Source organism: Nocardia sp. NPDC056000 (assembly GCF_042269265.1).
In the GTDB taxonomy this organism is placed as follows: domain Bacteria; phylum Actinomycetota; class Actinomycetes; order Mycobacteriales; family Mycobacteriaceae; genus Nocardia.
This window is the reverse complement of the sequence record NZ_JBHJXS010000020.1, coordinates 50,434-65,961: the sequence shown is the minus strand read 5'-3', so window position 1 is coordinate 65,961 and position 15,528 is coordinate 50,434. Positions and strand designations below refer to the sequence as shown.

General features: G+C 66.7%; 13 protein-coding genes. 7 read left to right on the top strand and 6 right to left on the bottom strand.

The window, feature by feature from the left end; translation table 11 throughout:
* Window positions 1–7: 7 nt before the first annotated feature.
* From ACFC4D_RS42800 to ACFC4D_RS42775, 6 genes are read left to right on the top strand one after another with little or no spacing between them, the layout of a single operon-like run.
* Complete coding sequence (locus ACFC4D_RS42800; RefSeq protein ID WP_364649845.1) at window positions 8–1,156, top strand: acyl-CoA dehydrogenase family protein; 1,149 nt, start codon at window positions 8–10, stop codon at window positions 1,154–1,156.
* The gene (locus ACFC4D_RS42795; protein ID WP_376072202.1) at window positions 1,153–2,757 is read left to right on the top strand and encodes an acyl-CoA carboxylase subunit beta; all 1,605 of its coding nucleotides are present in this window, start codon (window positions 1,153–1,155) and stop codon (window positions 2,755–2,757) included. The genes ACFC4D_RS42800 and ACFC4D_RS42795 overlap by 4 nt, the downstream gene beginning before the upstream one ends.
* 8 nt (window positions 2,758–2,765) lie before the next feature.
* The gene (locus ACFC4D_RS42790) at window positions 2,766–4,763 is read left to right on the top strand and encodes an acetyl/propionyl/methylcrotonyl-CoA carboxylase subunit alpha (RefSeq protein WP_376072200.1); all 1,998 of its coding nucleotides are present in this window, start codon (window positions 2,766–2,768) and stop codon (window positions 4,761–4,763) included.
* A 3-nt stretch (window positions 4,764–4,766) separates the two neighbouring features.
* Window positions 4,767–5,930, top strand: a complete 1,164-nt coding sequence (locus ACFC4D_RS42785; RefSeq protein ID WP_364649713.1) for an acyl-CoA dehydrogenase family protein — start codon at window positions 4,767–4,769, stop codon at window positions 5,928–5,930.
* 31 nt (window positions 5,931–5,961) lie between these two features.
* Window positions 5,962–6,747 carry an enoyl-CoA hydratase family protein gene (locus ACFC4D_RS42780; RefSeq protein WP_376072197.1) on the top strand — a complete coding sequence of 262 codons (786 nt, stop codon included), beginning with the start codon at window positions 5,962–5,964 and terminating at the stop codon, window positions 6,745–6,747.
* Between the two features lie 6 nt (window positions 6,748–6,753).
* Window positions 6,754–7,368, top strand: a complete 615-nt coding sequence (locus ACFC4D_RS42775) for a TetR/AcrR family transcriptional regulator (RefSeq protein ID WP_364649708.1) — start codon at window positions 6,754–6,756, stop codon at window positions 7,366–7,368.
* Window position 7,369: 1 nt separating this feature from the next.
* On the opposite strand, the gene ACFC4D_RS42770 is transcribed toward ACFC4D_RS42775, so the two are convergent.
* The 4 genes from ACFC4D_RS42770 to thiD all read right to left on the bottom strand — a co-directional run bounded on the left by ACFC4D_RS42770 (window position 7,370) and on the right by thiD (window position 12,346).
* A complete protein-coding gene (locus tag ACFC4D_RS42770) occupies window positions 7,370–7,522 on the bottom strand; it encodes a hypothetical protein (RefSeq protein ID WP_376072195.1) in 153 nt (50 codons plus the stop codon).
* A gap of 386 nt (window positions 7,523–7,908) precedes the next feature.
* Entirely contained in the window at window positions 7,909–9,990 is a 2,082-nt protein-coding gene (locus tag ACFC4D_RS42765; RefSeq protein WP_376072192.1) for a glycosyltransferase family 39 protein, read from the bottom strand.
* Window positions 9,991–10,119: 129 nt separating this feature from the next.
* The gene (locus ACFC4D_RS42760) at window positions 10,120–11,361 is read right to left on the bottom strand and encodes a glycosyltransferase (RefSeq protein ID WP_375960891.1); all 1,242 of its coding nucleotides are present in this window, start codon (window positions 11,359–11,361) and stop codon (window positions 10,120–10,122) included.
* 133 nt (window positions 11,362–11,494) lie between these two features.
* Complete coding sequence (gene thiD / locus ACFC4D_RS42755) at window positions 11,495–12,346, bottom strand: bifunctional hydroxymethylpyrimidine kinase/phosphomethylpyrimidine kinase (protein ID WP_376072190.1); 852 nt, start codon at window positions 12,344–12,346, stop codon at window positions 11,495–11,497.
* A 77-nt stretch (window positions 12,347–12,423) separates the two neighbouring features.
* On the opposite strand from thiD, the gene ACFC4D_RS42750 reads away from it, so the two are divergent.
* Entirely contained in the window at window positions 12,424–13,572 is a 1,149-nt protein-coding gene (locus ACFC4D_RS42750) for a GTP-binding protein (RefSeq protein ID WP_376072189.1), read from the top strand.
* Between the two features lie 3 nt (window positions 13,573–13,575).
* On the opposite strand, the gene ACFC4D_RS42745 is transcribed toward ACFC4D_RS42750, so the two are convergent.
* Both ACFC4D_RS42745 and ACFC4D_RS42740 read right to left on the bottom strand, forming a co-directional pair.
* Window positions 13,576–14,199 carry an NAD(P)-dependent oxidoreductase gene (locus ACFC4D_RS42745; protein ID WP_376072186.1) on the bottom strand — a complete coding sequence of 208 codons (624 nt, stop codon included), beginning with the start codon at window positions 14,197–14,199 and terminating at the stop codon, window positions 13,576–13,578.
* Window positions 14,200–14,318: 119 nt separating this feature from the next.
* The gene (locus ACFC4D_RS42740) at window positions 14,319–15,455 is read right to left on the bottom strand and encodes an epoxide hydrolase family protein (RefSeq protein WP_376072183.1); all 1,137 of its coding nucleotides are present in this window, start codon (window positions 15,453–15,455) and stop codon (window positions 14,319–14,321) included.
* Window positions 15,456–15,528: the final 73 nt, after the last annotated feature.

Sequence of the window (15,528 nt, the reverse complement as noted above, 5' to 3'; positions counted from 1 at the left end):
GACCTACGTGAACCCCTGGGAGACGCCGGAGCGGCGCGAATTGCGTGCCACCGTGCGCGGATTCGCCGAGCGCGAGGTGCTCCCGTATCTGGACGGCTGGGAGCGGGACGGTGAGATCCCGCGCGAACTGCACAAGAAGGCGGGCGCGCTGGGCCTGCTGGGCATCCAGTTCCCGGAATCGGGCGGCGGTTCGGACGGCGATCCCATCGACGCCGCCATCGTGTGCGAGGAAATGCATTACGCGGGCGGTTCGGGTGGTCTGTTCGCCTCGCTGTTCACCTGCGGTATCGCGGTGCCGCACATTATCGCCTCGGGGAACGCCGACCATATCGAGCGTTTCGCCAAGCCGACCCTGGCGGGCGAGAAGATCGGTTCGCTCGCCATCACCGAACCGGGCGGCGGTTCGGATGTCGGACATCTGCGCACCACCGCGGTGCGCGACGGTGACGAGTTCATCGTCAACGGCTCCAAGACCTACATCACCTCGGGTGTGCGCGCCGATTACGTCGTGACGGCCGTGCGCACGGGAGGCAGTGGCGCGGCCGGTGTTTCGCTGCTCATCGTGGAGAAGGGCACGCCCGGTTTCACGGTCAGCCGCAAGTTGGAGAAGATGGGCTGGCTGGCCTCCGATACCGCCGAACTCTCGTATGTCGATGTGCGCGTACCGGTGTCGAACCTGGTCGGTGCGGAGAACTCCGGATTCGCCCAGATCGCAAGTGCTTTCGTGAGCGAGCGCGTCGGCCTGGCGGTCCAGGCGTACGCGCAGGCGCAGCGCTGCCTGGACCTGACCCTCCAGTGGACCCGCGACCGGGAGACCTTCGGCCGCCCGCTGATCAGCCGCCAGTCCGTGCAGAACACGCTGTCGGAGATGGCGCGCCGCATCGATGTGGCCCGCGTCTACACCCGGCATATCGCCGAGCGCGCCGCACAGGGCGAGACCGATCTCATCGCCGAGGTGTGCTTCGCCAAGAACACCGCCGTCGAGACCGCGGAATGGGTTGCGCACCAGGCGGTTCAGCTGTTCGGCGGGCTCGGCTACATGCGCGAGTCCGAGGTCGAGCGCCAGTACCGCGATGTGCGCATTCTCGGTATCGGCGGCGGCACCAATGAGATCCTGACCGCCCTGGCGGCAAAGCGATTGGGGTTCCAGTCTTGAGCATTCTGCGCAGCACCGTAGACCCGAAGTCGGCGGACTATCAGGCCGCCGCCGAGGCCATGGCGACCAAGCTCGGCGAGGTCGAGGCCGAATACGCCAAGAATGTCGCGGGCGGCGGCCCGGACAAGATGGCGCGACATCGCAAGCGCGGCAAGCTGACCGCGCGCGAGCGCATCGAACTGCTCATCGACGAGGATTCACCGTTCCTGGAGCTGGCCCCGCTGGCCGCCTGGGGCAGCGACTTCCACGTGGGCGCGAGCGTCATCGCCGGTATCGGCATTGTCGAGGGCGTCGAATGCATGATCGTCGCACCGGATCCGACCGTGCGCGGCGGCACCTCGAACCCGTGGACGCTGCGCAAGAACCTGCGCATGAACGATATCGCGCTGGAGAACCGGCTCCCGGTCATCGGCCTGGTGGAGTCCGGTGGCGCGGATCTGCCGACGCAGAAAGAGGTCTTCGTTCCGGGCGGTCGCATGTTCCGCGATCTCACCCGTTTGTCGGCGGCCGGAATCCCCACCATCGCACTGGTTTTCGGTAATTCCACCGCCGGTGGCGCGTACATCCCGGGCATGTCCGATTACACGGTCATGATCAAGGAGCGTTCCAAGGTGTTCCTGGGCGGTCCGCCGCTGGTGAAGATGGCGACCGGTGAGGAATCCGATGACGAATCGCTCGGCGGTGCGGAGATGCACGCCCGCGTCTCGGGTCTGGCGGACTACCTTGCCGCCGACGAGCAGGACGCTATTCGCCTGGGCCGCTCCATTATTCGCCGCCTGAACTGGCAGAAGCAGGGTCCGGCTCCGCGTCCGGTCGCCGAGGTGATCGAGCCGCTGTTCGATCAGGAAGAGCTGGTCGGCATCGTGCCGACGGATCTGAAGATCCCGTTCGATCCGCGCGAGGTCATCGCCCGCGTGGTCGACGGCTCCGATTTCGACGAGTTCAAACCGCTGTACGGCTCCAGCCTGGTCACCGGCTGGGCCGAACTGCACGGCTACCCGGTCGGCATTCTCGCCAATGCGCGCGGCGTGCTGTTCTCCGAGGAAGCGCAGAAGGCCGCGCAGTTCATCCAGCTGGCCAATCAGAAGAACACGCCACTGCTGTTCCTGCACAACACCACCGGCTACATGGTCGGCAAGGAGTACGAGCAGAAGGGCATCATCAAGCACGGCGCGATGATGATCAACGCGGTGTCGAACTCCAAGGTCCCGCATATCTCGCTGCTCATGGGCGCGTCCTACGGCGCAGGGCACTACGGCATGTGCGGTCGCGCGTACGATCCGCGCTTCGTATTCGCCTGGCCCAGCGCCAAATCCGCCGTCATGGGCGGTGCGCAGCTGGCGGGCGTCATCTCCATCGTGGGCCGGGCCGCCAATGAGGCCAAGGGCATTCCGTTCAACGAGGAGGCCGACGCCGGTATCCGCGCCATGATCGAGGCGCAGATCGAGGCCGAATCGCTGCCCATGTTCATGTCGGGCCGCCTGTACGACGACGGCGTCATCGACCCGCGCGACACCCGCACGGTATTGGGAATGGCGTTGTCCGCCATCCACAATGCCCCGATCAAGGGCGCCGAGGGCTTCGGCGTCTTCCGAATGTGAGTGCCGGTATGGACATAACGAACGTTCTGGTCGCGAACCGCGGTGAGATCGCGCGGCGCGTATTCGCCACGTGCCGCCGCATGGGAATCGCCACCACCGCCGTGTATTCCGACGCCGACGCCGCCGCACCGCATGTGGCGGAAGCGGATTCGGCCATTCGACTGCCCGGAAACACTCCTGGTGAGACCTACCTGCGCGGTGAACTGATCATCGAGGCCGCGCTGGCCGCCGGTGCGGACGCCATCCACCCCGGCTACGGATTCCTCTCCGAGAACGCCGAATTCGCGCGCGCCGTACTGGAAGCCGGTCTGACCTGGATCGGCCCGCCGGTCGCCGCCATCGAGCAGATGGGCTCCAAGGTCGAGTCCAAGAAGATGATGGACGCCGCCGGTGTCCCGGTGCTGGCCGAGCTCGATCCGGCCGAGGTCACCGCGGATATGCTGCCGGTGCTCATCAAGGCGTCCTCGGGCGGCGGCGGGCGCGGTATGCGCGTGGTGCGCGATCTCGCCGACCTCACCGAACAGCTGGAAGGCGCACGGCGCGAGGCGGAATCGGCGTTCGGTGATCCGACCGTGTTCTGTGAGCGCTACCTGGAGACCGGCCGCCATATCGAGGTGCAGGTCATGGCCGACACCCAGGGCACGGTGTGGGCGGTCGGCGAGCGCGAGTGCTCGATTCAGCGCCGCCATCAGAAGGTCGTCGAAGAGGCCCCGTCCCCGCTGGTCGAGAAGATCGACGGGATGCGCGCGCGCCTGTTCGAGGCCGCCAAGCTCGCCACCGAGGCCATCGGTTACGAGGGTGCGGGCACCGTCGAATTCCTGGCCGACGAGAAGGGCGATTTCTTCTTCCTGGAGATGAATACCCGTCTCCAGGTGGAACATCCGGTCACCGAGCAGGTCACCGGCCTGGATCTGGTGCGCCTGCAATTGCAGGTCGCCGCCGGTCGCCCGCTGCCGGCGACGCAGCCGGGCATGCGTGGGCACTCCATCGAGGTGCGCCTGTACGCCGAGGATCCGGCGCACGATTGGCAGCCGCAGAGCGGTCCGGTGCACAAGCTCGACATCCCGGGCACCACGGGTGAATTCACCGTGCTGACCGAACCGGGCGTGCGCCTGGACACCGGTGTGGTTGACGGTTCCGTGGTCGGCGTGCACTACGACCCGATGCTGTCGAAGGTCATCTCGTTCGCCGAGACCCGTGACGAGGCCGCGCACATCCTGGCTTCGGCCTTGCAACGCGCCAAGATTCACGGTCTGGTGACCAATCGCGATCTGCTGGTGCGGGTGCTGCGGCATCCGGCCTTCCTGGCCGGTGACACCGATACCGCCTTCTTCGCCACGCACGGCCTGGACAAGCTGTCCGCGCCGCTGGTGTCCGAGGAATCCGAGCAGCTCTCCATTGTGGCTGCGGCACTGGCGGATTCGGCCGCGAACCGCAGGAACGCCAAGGTCGGTTTCGGGGTGCCGAGCGGCTGGCGCAATCTGCCGTCGCAACCGCAGTCCAAGTCCTACGAGAGTCGCGTGAGCGGTAAGCATGAGGTGCGCTACCGCATCACGCGCGCCGGTCTCGATGTCGAGGGCCATCCGGGTCTCGAATTGGTCGAGGCCACACCGGATCTGGTGATTCTGCTGGTGCCCGGTGAGCGCGGTGCCGTGCGCCGCCGCTTCGAGATCGCCCGCTACGGCGATCTGGTGGCCGTGGATTCCCCGCTCGGCCCGGTCTCGGTGCGCCGCCTGCCGCGTTTCGAGGATCCGGCCGATCAGGTGGCCGAGGGTTCACTGCTCGCTCCCATGCCGGGCGCGGTCATCCGCCTCGGTGCGGAGCTGGGCAGCCGGGTCGAGAAGGGCCAGCCCATCCTGTGGCTGGAGGCGATGAAGATGGAGCACACCATCGCCGCGCCCGCCGCGGGTGTGCTCACCGAACTCAATGTGACGGTCGGTCAGCAGGTCGAAGTGGGCGCCCTGCTCGCCGTGGTCCAGTCCGATGACAGCGAAAACCAGGAGTAGACGATGAGCTTCATCGAAACCGATGAGCAGAAGGCCCTGCGCGAGGCCGTGGCCAAGCTGGCCGCCAAATACAACTTCCGCGATTACGCCGGACCCAAGGCCCGCAAGGGTGAGCCGTTCGACGAATTGTGGGATGAGGCGGGCAAACTCGGCTTCCTCGGTGTGAACCTGCCGGAGGAGTACGGCGGTGGCGGCGCGGGCATCTACGAGCTGGCGCTGGTGCAGGAGGAGCTCGCCGCACAGGGTTGCGGACTGCTGCTCATGGTGGTCTCCCCGGCCATCTGCGGCACCATCATCACCAAGTACGGCACCGACGCGCAGAAGCAGTACTGGCTGACCAAGCTGGCCGACGGCACCGGCAAGATGGTCTTCGGTATCACCGAACCCGATGCCGGCTCCAATTCGCACAAGATCACCACCACCGCCCGCAAGGACGGCGAGGACTGGATCTTGAGCGGTCGCAAGGTCTACATCTCCGGTGTCGATCAGGCCGAGGCCGTGCTCATCGTGGCGCGCACCGAGAACGCCAAGACCGGCAACCTCCAGCCCGCCCTGTTCATCGTCCCCACCGATGCCCCCGGCTTCGTGAAGACGAAGCAGGAGATGGACATCATCGAACCGGACAACCAGTTCACGCTGTTCCTCGATGATGTGCGCCTGCCCGCCACCGCCCTGGTCGGCCAGGAGGACGCCGCCATCGCGCAGCTGTTCGCGGGACTGAACCCGGAGCGCATCATGGGCGCGGCCATGGCGATCGGCATGGGCCGCTACGCCATCGATCGCGCGGTGACCTACGCCAAGGAGCGCGCGGTGTGGAAGGGCGTGCCGATCGGTGCGCACCAGGGCATTTCGCATCCGCTGGCACAGGTGAAGATCGAACTGGAACTGGCCAAGGTCATGATGCAGAAGGCCGCGTTCCTGTACGACTCGGGCGACGACTTCGGTGCCGCCGAGGCCGCCAATATGGCGAAATACGCTGCGGCGGAAGCCAGTATCAAGGCGCTGGATCAGGCGATCCAGACGCACGGCGGTTCCGGCCTCACCTCCGATGTGGGGCTGGCGGGCATGCTGGCGGCCTCGCGCATCGCGCGCGTCGCCCCGGTCAGCCGCGAGATGATCCTGAACTTCGTCGCACAGCACTCACTCGGCCTGCCCCGGTCGTACTGAGCCGTCTTCTCTTGACCCGTAAGGAAATTCGATGAGTGACGCCACCCCCGACGCGCCGTACGTGGGCTACGAGGTACGGGACGGATTCGCCGTCCTGACCTTGGACTCCCCGCACAATCGCAACGCCCTGTCCTCGAAACTGGTGACGGAGCTGCTCGCGGGCCTGGAACAGGCCGCCGCGGACACTGCGGTGCGCGGGGTGGTGCTCACCCACACCGGCAATACCTTCTGTGCCGGAGCGGATCTCAAGGAAGCGCTGGACGCCGATCCGGCGGCCGCCGCCGGTATCCGCACCGGCTGGATGGTGCGGGTACTGCGCGACATCCTTGACCTGCCCAAGCCGGTGATCGCGCAGATCGACGGCAATGTGCGCGCGGGCGGTATGGGCATCGTGGGCGCGTGCGATATCGCGGTCGCGGGTCGCGGCAGCAGTTTCGCCCTCACCGAGGCCCGGCTCGGGCTCGCGCCGTTCGTGATTTCGCTGACGCTGCTGCCGCGCCTGACCTCACGCGCGGCGGCCCGATACTTCCAGACCGGGGAGACCTTCGACGCCGCCGAAGCCGAGCGCACCGGCCTGATCAGCATTGCCGCCGATGATCCGGAAGCCGAGGTGAAACGCCTGGTGGGAGAGCTGCGCAAGGGTTCCCCGCAGGGTCTGGCGGAGAGCAAGAAACTCGCCACCGCCGCCATCCTGGCCGAGGTCGACCGCTCCGCGCAGGCCCTGGCCGAGCGGTCCGGCAGCTTCTTCGGCACCCCCGATGTGATCGAGGGCATGACGGCCTTCTTTCAGCGTCGCCCGCCGAGCTGGGCAGAATAACTACTCATGGCTACACCCCACGAACCCAAGCAGGACCGCAGCCGGGCCACCCGGCAGCGGCTGCTGGAGGCGACCATCGACTGCCTGGCCGAGACCGGCTGGGCGGCGGCGACGGTCGCCGTGGTGGCGGAGCGCGCCGGGGTGTCCCGCGGCGCGGCACAGCATCACTTCCCCACCCGCGAGGATCTGATCACCGCCGCGCTGGACTACATGTTCGACACCCGCATGGCGCAATCGCTCGCCGACGCCCAGGCCATCGGTGAGGTGGCCGAGGGGCAGGGCCGCACCGAGGCCGTGGTGACCGCGCTGGTGGAGGGCTACACCACCACGTTCTTCAAGGCGGCGCTCCAGGTGTGGACGCATGCCGCCGCCGATCCCGCGCTGCGCGAGCTCATCGTGCCGATGGAGGCGCGCTTCGGCCGGGTCTCGCATCGCATGGCGGTGGAGGCGCTGGGCGTGGACGACTCCGATCCCGTTGCGCACCATCTGGTTCAGGCCACGCTGGATCTGGCGCGCGGTCTCGGACTGGCCGATATCCTCACCGACGACTCGTTGCGCCGCAAGGAGATCGTGCAGCAGTGGGCCGCCACGCTGCATATCGCGCTGCACGCGCCGCGCTGAGCTACCAGCCGAAAACCTCTGCGATATCGATCGATTCGTCATCCCAGCGGTGTTCGATGCGCTCGCGTTCGAGATCCGGCAGGTCCGGTGTCCAACCGGCTCGCCGCCAGAAGGCTTCGCGGCGTTCATCGCTGAGGGGGAGTGGATCGTTCATATGACAGTCCCTGGATCGGATTGCCGGGTGCCGATTTCAGGGTAGGGGAGTGGCGCGGGTCACAATATTGTTTTCGAGTGGGCGACATCGCGGCTGATCAGCGGAAATACGTGAACTGCATCATTGCTGGACGCTTGTCCGGGAGCCTAGCGTGCAGGGTTGAATTGAACCCGATCCGCGAAGGACATTGTTGTGCCCATCATCGATCTCGGCTCTGCCGCACTGAATCTCGCGAACGTTGTCACCAGCATCGCGTCGAACATCACCTACCTGCTGCACGCGTGGGGCCTCGCCTGATCCAGGCGCAGTGCCTCGCCTGAGTCAGGCGTAGCAAACGAAAGAGCCCGTCCCGCAATCGCGCGGAACGGGCTCTTTCGTATGCGGGGCTAGGCGGGCTTCGGCGCGGTCAGGTCGTAGAGGGTCACCCCGTCCACCTCCTGCGCCGTGTAATGCTCCTGCACCCACTTGGTGATCTCGGAACTGTGCGAGCCGGAACGGTTCGAACCGCCCATCCGGCCCTCACCGCCGTCACCCATACCGCCGCCGCCGATGAAGTAGTGGATATCCCCATCGGTCACGTACCGCTGGAACTGCTCCAGCGTCGGCGACGGATCACTGCCGTTGAACCCGCCGACCGGCATGACCGGCAGCTGCGTGGCGAGCTGGAATCCCGCGGCGCTGTTCGAGCCGATGGTCGCCGCCACCCAGGTGAACTGATCCCCATTGGCGGACAGCAGCGCGGTGACCTTCGCACTCGGCTTGCTGGCCATCATGAAATTGCCCGCGCCACCGCCCATTTCGCCACCCGGCATACCGCTGCCGTTCCGGGCTCCACCGGAATGCATCCCACCGTTCATGCCCGGCATACCGCCGTTCTGACCCGGTGCGGTGCCGTTCTGACCGCGCATGCCGCCGTTCTGGCCGGGGGCCGTGCCGCCGTTCTGCCAGGGCCCGCCACCTCCGCCATGCCGTCCGCCGCCGAAACCGAAGCCGCCGCGCACATTCGGGCCCGCGCTGGGGATCGGTCCCTCGTGGCCGGTGCCGAGGGTGTCGACCGTGTAGGCGATCGGTCCGGCCAGGCCGATGAGCACCGCGGCACTCGCGGCCGCGATTTCCACCTTGCGGGGCAGCCGGACCAGTAGCGCCAGGGTGACCACGACGCCTACCGTCGCCACGGTCCAGCGCAGCCAGGGCTGGAAGGAGCTGCTGCGGGACAGCAGCATCCACGCCGTGGCGATGGTGACGCCCAGGGCGAGTGCCAATGCCACACGCACCCAGCGCTTTTCGCGTTCCTGCCACAGCATGACCGCGCCGATGCCGACCAATGCGGCGATCGCCGGAGCCAGGGCGATCGTGTAGTACTGGTGGAAAATGCCCTTCATGAAGCTGAAGACCAGTCCGGTCACCAGCAGCCAGCCGCCCCACAGCATGAGCCCCGCGCGCCGCTGATCGGTGCGAGCGGCCTTGCCGCGCAGGACGAGTGCCGCGACCATGAGCACGAGCGCCGCGGGGATGAGCCAGGCGATCTGCCCGCCCTGCTGCGGTTCGAACATGCGGGTGATGCCCGTCGTACCCCACATGCCGTTGCCGCCGGCGGGCAGTTCACCGCCCGGGCCGACGCTGCCGGTCTCATCGCCGTTCAACCGGCCCAGGCCGTTGTATCCGAAGGTCAGTTCGAGAATCGAATTGTGCTGTGAGCCACCGAAGTACGGCCGATCGTCGACCGGCCAGAATTCGGCGATGAGCACCCACCAGGCCGCGCCCGCGATCATGGCCGCGCCCGCCGCGAACAGCTGCGCGATGCGCTTGCCGAGCTTGGGCGGTCCGGCGACCAGATAGGTCAGCGCCAGCGCGGGCACCACCAGCAGCACCTGCAGCTGCTTGGTGAGGAAGCCCAGACCGATGAACAAGCCGGTGTACAGCAGCCAGCGCCAGCGCCCGTCCTCGACCGCGCGGGTCATGGCCCAGGTCGCCGCGATCATGAGCAGCACCAGCAGCGCGTCCGGATTGTTGAACCGGAACATCAGCGCCGCAACGGGAGTCACCGCGAGCGCGAGCCCGGCCAGCAGTCCGGCGTGTGCGCCGAACACCCGCCGCACCGTGGCCCACAGCAGCGCCACCGAGGCCACACCGATCAGCGCCTGCGGCAGCAGCATGCTCCAGCTGTGCAGTCCGAAGATCCGCACCGAGATCTCCATGGGCCACAGCGACAATGGCGTCTTGTCCACCGTGATGGAGTTGGCGGCATCGGAGGAGCCGAAGAAGAACGCCTTCCACGACACCGAACCCGCCTGCACGGCAGCGGCATAGAACGAATTCGCCCAGCCGTTCACCGACAGATTCCACAGATACGCGATCGCGGTGCCGATGAGCAGCGCCGCCACCGCCGGATACTCCCAGCGCGGCTTCGAGACGGTATCCCGCTCGGGCGGCGGAACCACCTGTCGCTCAGTCAATGTCGCGGTCATCATGCACCTCCTCCGGCATGCGGTTCGTGAGAGTGGCTGTGGATGAGTGCAGCCAGCGGGCCAACTGCCCATGGCCATAGCGCGGTGGAGTCACCGCCGCGACTTTCGCGGCCCGTTCGTCGGCCGCCGTCACCGGCTGCCCGCCGAATCATGCGCTCCCGCTTTGCGGAATACCCAGCGCAGGCCGACGAAGCGGATCAGGGTGGCGATCAGATTCGCGATCACCAGGACCAGCAGCTCCACGTGCACGGCCGAGTCTGGGGCCCAATGATGCAGTGCGAAAAGCGATCCGCTGGTGAGTGCGAGCCCGATGCCGAAGATGAACAGGCCCTGCAACTGATGCGAGACCGCCTGCGACGATCCGCGCACACCGAAGGTGAAGGCGCGATTGGCGGCGGTATTTCCGACGGCGGTGATCAGCAGCGCCAGGAAGTTCGCCACCTGTGCGCCGGTAATCGATTGCAGCACAACGTAAAGCAGCAGATACGCGAGCGTGGACCCCACGCCGACGATGCCGAATCGCACCAGCTGTCCGACCATGCCCAGCGGTACGCCCTCCACCAGCGGTTCGCGTCCGATGGCGGCGCGCAGTTCATTGATGGGCAGTCGTCCCGACCCGAGCGCCCGCCCGACCCGCCAGATGCCCTGCAGATCCTTGCGCGCGGTGTCGACGATATCGACGCGGCTGTCCGGATCGTCGATCCAGTCCACCGGCACCTCGTGAATGCGCAGCCCGATGCGTTCGGCCAGCACCAGCAGTTCGGTGTCGAAGAACCATTCGCCGTCCTCCACCAGCGGCAGCACCATGCGCGCCACCTGGCTGCGCATGGCCTTGAAACCGCATTGCGCATCGGAGAACTTGGCCTGCAGCGAGGTGCGCAGGATCAGGTTGTAGCAGCGCGAGATGATCTCCCGCTTGGGTCCGCGCACCACCCGCGAGGAGGAGGCGAGCCGGGTACCGATGGCCAGATCCGAATGTCCGGACACCAGCGGCGCGACCAGTGGCAGCAGCGCGTTCAAATCCGTGGACAGGTCGACGTCCATGTACGCGACGACCTGAGCGTCCGACCCCTGCCACACCTCGCGCAGTGCGCGGCCGCGGCCCTTGCGATCCAGATGCACCACCCGCACCCCGTCGAGTTGCTCGGCGAGATACTCCGCCACCTGCAGGGTGGCATCGGTGGATGCGTTGTCGGCGATGGTGATTCGCGCCGTGAAGGGGAAATTGTCATTGAGGAAGGCGTGCAGGCGCTGCACGCACGGACCGAGATCGCGTTCTTCGTTGTAGACGGGTACGACCACGTCGATAACGGGCGTGGTCACGGACTCGGCTGGTTCCGCCGCCCGGACGGCGGTCACGGTGTCGGACATGATCACTACGGTCGTCCGGTACGCTGGGCCGCCCCTGCGGCGGAGCTGGGAGGTTCCTGGGAGCTACCGCCCCGTCATCCCGGGAGCCACCCCCCGTCATCCCGGCATGCTTTCGGCCGGGATCCACACCTCGCTACCGAGGACCTTCATGCAGTCGCCACAGCGGCGACACGGGCCCGTGCCCCGCGCCCAGGTCGTACGACGCCTCCAAACACCGCCGCGTCCACTCCTTGGCGAAGGCGAACGCGTCCGGCACCGAATATCCGTGTGCGAAAGCGCTGGCCATGGCCGCCGCCAGGGTGTCCCCGCCGCCGTGGTCATTGCCGGTGGCGATGCGCGGCGCGGTCAGCTCGTGGAAGGTCTCCCCGTCGAACAGCAGATCGGTGCTGACCGCGGAGGTGCGCAGATGCCCGCCCTTGACGATGGCCCATTTCGGCCCGAGCGCGTGCAGCGCCTCGGCGGCCTTGTGCGCGGTGAGATCGTCGACCACCTCGATCCCGGTGAGCAGCCGCACCTCGTCCAGATTCGGCGTGATCACGGTGGCCAGTGGAATCAGCGTGTCCCGCAGCGCATCCAGTGCCGAGGCGTGCAGCAGCGGATCGCCGTGCATGGACGCCGCCACCGGATCCACCACCAGCGGAATATGCCCGTCCCGCCCGATCCCGACCTCCGCGCACACCGCGGCGACGGCCTCGATGATCCCGGTGGAGGCCAGCATGCCGGTCTTGGCGGCCCCGATCCCGATATCGCTCACCACGGTTCGCACCTGCCCCGCCACGATCTCCGGCGGAATCTCGTGAAAACCGCTGACCCCCACCGTGTTCTGCACGGTCACCGCGGCCACGGCCACGCACGCGTGCACCCCGCACATGGCCATGGTGCGCGAGTCGGCCTGAATTCCGGCACCGCCGCCGGAGTCGGTGCCCGCGATGGTGAGCGCGCGGACTGGGGTCTGCCCGTTAGGGGCGAGCGGCAGCAACTTCACGAGACGACCCTACGATCTCCGCGCCGCGTGCGGGACCCGACCCTTCCGGCATTATTGAAAACGATTATCATTTACGTATGACTTCAGCTCAGCGCCCCGCCCAGCTGCCCGTGACCGTGCTGTCCGGGTTCCTCGGCGCGGGCAAGACGACCCTGCTCAACCACATCCTCGCCAATCGGGACGGTCGCCGGGTGGCGGTGATCGTCAATGACATGAGCGAGGTGAATATCGACGCGGCGCTGGTCGCGGGGCAGGGGCATCTCGATCGGACCGAGGAGAAACTGGTCGAGCTCACCAACGGGTGCATCTGCTGCACGCTGCGCGAGGACCTCATCGAATCGGTGGGCAAGCTGGCGCGGGAGGGGCGATTCGATCAGCTCGTCATCGAATCCACGGGCATCTCCGAGCCCATGCCGGTGGCGGCCACCTTCGAATGGGAATTCGAGGACGGTTTCAAGCTGGGTGACGTGGCCCGGCTGGACACCATGGTGACCGTGGTCGACGCCTCCACATTCCTCGCCGAGGTGGTGAAGGGTCAGGCGCTCGCCGACCGCGATATGCAGGCGGGCGAGGGGGACGCGCGCACCATCGCCGATCTACTGGTGGATCAGGTGGAGTTCGCGAATGTGCTGGTGCTCAACAAAACCGATCTGGTGAGCGCGAAAGTCGTAGGGACGGTGGAGGCTACGCTCAAGCGACTCAATCCCGCTGCGCGCCTTGTGCATTCGGCGCACGGTGTGGTCGATCTCGCCGAGGTGCTCGGCACCGGACTCTACAATCCGGATCTGGCCGCCCAATTCGACGGCTGGGATGAGGAACTCGCGGGCGGGCACACCCCCGAGACCGAGGAATACGGGATCAGCAGCATCACCTTCACCGCCGATCGCCCCTTCCATCCCGAACGCCTCGAGGCGGCGCTGGCGCAATTGCAGAGACTGTTGCGCAGCAAGGGTTTCTTCTGGCTGGCGAGCCGCCCGGATCTGGCCGCCATCTGGTCGCAGGCGGGCCCGAATCTGACCTTCGAGGCGGGCGCGTACTGGACGTCCCTGGATATGCAGCCGGGACAGGAGATCGTCTTCATCGGCATCAAGCTCGATCGCCCACACGTGCGGGACCTGCTGTATTCGGCCCTGCTCACCGATGCGGAGATGGAATCCGGGCGACAGGCGTGGCTGTCGTTCCCGGATCCCTTCCCGCACTGGGGCGAGGCGCATGAGCACGCCTGATTCTCAATTGGAGATGCCGGGCGTGCGGCGCACGTAGGTGTCGTCGGTCAACTGTTCGAGCAGGAACGCCGCGATATCGGCGCGCGAGATCTTCAGGGACAGACCGGGTTCGGAAGGTCCGAACCCGCGCCGGTAGGCGCCGGTGGCCGGTCCGTCGGTGAAGGCGCTGGGCCGCACGATGGTCCAGTCCAGATTGCTCGCCTGCACATACTGTTCCTGCCGGACGTGATCGGCGAACGCCTGCCGCAGCAGCATGCCGAAGAAGACGTACTTCCAGAGGAAGTTCAGATTGCCCTTGCTGTCACCGACGCCCAGGGTGGACTGGCAGATGAGCCGTTTCACCCCCGTGCGCTGCATGGCCTCGATGATGACGCGGGTGCCCTCGGCGCGCACCACGCCCTTGCGGCCCGCGCCCAGGGCGACGATGACCGCCTCCTGGCCGAGTACGACCTGTTCGACCGCGGCCGGATCGAGCACATCGCCGACCACCACGTGCAAACGCTCATGGGTGACGGGCATATTCGCGGCGTCGCGGGTCAGTGCGGTGACCTCGTGACCGGCCGCGAGGGCCTGGGTGACGACCTGACGGCCGATGGTTCCGGTGGCTCCGAAGAGTGCGATTCGCATTGTGTTCACCTCGTGTAATTCGTTGTCTTGAAGGTGAATTCAGTACATCAACGGGCGCGCGCCGGAACCATCGTCGAGCCTCTCGCCGACATGCGAGAGGCTCCACGCGGGATATCGGATCAGCTCAGCCGGGCGAAGAACTGGCGGATATCGGCGATCAGCACCTCGGGGGCCTCGTGCGCGGCGTAATGTCCGGCCGCGTCGTTCGCGCTGGTCGAATGCACCGACGTCACGTCGTAGGCGTTCCAGCTCACGATGTTCTTGTGATCGCGCTCGGCGAACCGCCGGATGGACTGGAAATCACCCTTGAACATGGCCAAACCGGTCGGGACGGTGGTCGGTTCGGTCGGCTGCTCGCTGTGCGCGTCCTCGTAGTAGAAGCGCAGCGCCGAACCGGAAGTGCCGGTCAGCCAGTAGATGGCCACGTTTCCGATGACGAAGTCGTAATCCAGTGACTCACCGAAAAGCTGTGCGTTCCAGGCCAGCAGGCCGGTCGGGGAATCCGCCAGCGCGAAGGCGATGGTCTGCGGCTGCTGGCTGTGCAGGTTGTTGAACGACATCTTGTTCTCGTAGAACCACTGCAGATGCGCCAGGCCGGCCATGTCCTCCTCGGACAGGTCCGCCATCTCGGCCGGATCGCCGGACGGGAACGAGAACAGCTGCGTCACATGCACTCCCAGCACCCGGTCGGGGGCGATGCGGCCCATTTCGGGGGCGACCATGGAACCGCCGTCATTGCCGATGGCGCCGTAGCGCTGGTAGCCGAGGCGATCCATCAGCTCGACCCAGGCGCGGGCGGTGCGGTACCGGCTCCAGCCGGTGCTGCGGGTCGGGCCGGAGAAACCGAAACCGGGCAGCGACGGGATCACCAGGTGGAAGGCCGGATCCTCGGCCGATTCCGGTGCGGTGAGCGGGGCGATGACATCCAGGTATTCCAGGATCGAGCCCGGCCAGCCGTGCGTCAGGATGACCGGGGTGGCATCTTCGCGCTCGGAGCGAATGTGCAGGAAGTGAATGTCCTCGCCCTCGATCTCGGTGGTGAACTGCGGGTACGCGTTCAGCTTCGCCTCCAGCGCCCGCCAGTCGAAGGTTCCGGCCCAGTACTCCGCGAGATCCCGGACGCGGCCGTTGGGCACGCCGTACGCGTCGGCGACGCCGGGCAGCTCGTTGGGCCACAGCACCCTGTGCAGCCGGTCGGCCAGATCGTCGAGCTGGGCCTGCGGGACGTCGATGCGGAAGGGGTGGATGGCGTTCATCATTCTCTCCTTGGTGGAACGGAATGTTTCGTTCTGTTACCAACCATAGCGGAAGGGATCATTCCGTTCAAGT

Excerpts from the sequence above, each read along its gene's own strand:
- ACFC4D_RS42740 (WP_376072183.1), bottom strand. The coding sequence starts at position 15,455 with ATGAACGCCATCCACCCCTTCCGCATCGACGTCCCGCAGGCCCAGCTC.
- ACFC4D_RS42775 (WP_364649708.1), top strand. The coding sequence starts at position 6,754 with ATGGCTACACCCCACGAACCCAAGCAGGACCGCAGCCGGGCCACCCGG.
- ACFC4D_RS42760 (WP_375960891.1), bottom strand. The coding sequence starts at position 11,361 with ATGTCCGACACCGTGACCGCCGTCCGGGCGGCGGAACCAGCCGAGTCC.
- ACFC4D_RS42790 (WP_376072200.1), top strand. The coding sequence starts at position 2,766 with ATGGACATAACGAACGTTCTGGTCGCGAACCGCGGTGAGATCGCGCGG.
- ACFC4D_RS42750 (WP_376072189.1), top strand. The coding sequence starts at position 12,424 with ATGACTTCAGCTCAGCGCCCCGCCCAGCTGCCCGTGACCGTGCTGTCC.
- ACFC4D_RS42745 (WP_376072186.1), bottom strand. The coding sequence starts at position 14,199 with ATGCGAATCGCACTCTTCGGAGCCACCGGAACCATCGGCCGTCAGGTC.
- ACFC4D_RS42780 (WP_376072197.1), top strand. The coding sequence starts at position 5,962 with ATGAGTGACGCCACCCCCGACGCGCCGTACGTGGGCTACGAGGTACGG.
- ACFC4D_RS42765 (WP_376072192.1), bottom strand. The coding sequence starts at position 9,990 with ATGACCGCGACATTGACTGAGCGACAGGTGGTTCCGCCGCCCGAGCGG.
- ACFC4D_RS42785 (WP_364649713.1), top strand. The coding sequence starts at position 4,767 with ATGAGCTTCATCGAAACCGATGAGCAGAAGGCCCTGCGCGAGGCCGTG.
- ACFC4D_RS42770 (WP_376072195.1), bottom strand. The coding sequence starts at position 7,522 with ATGAACGATCCACTCCCCCTCAGCGATGAACGCCGCGAAGCCTTCTGG.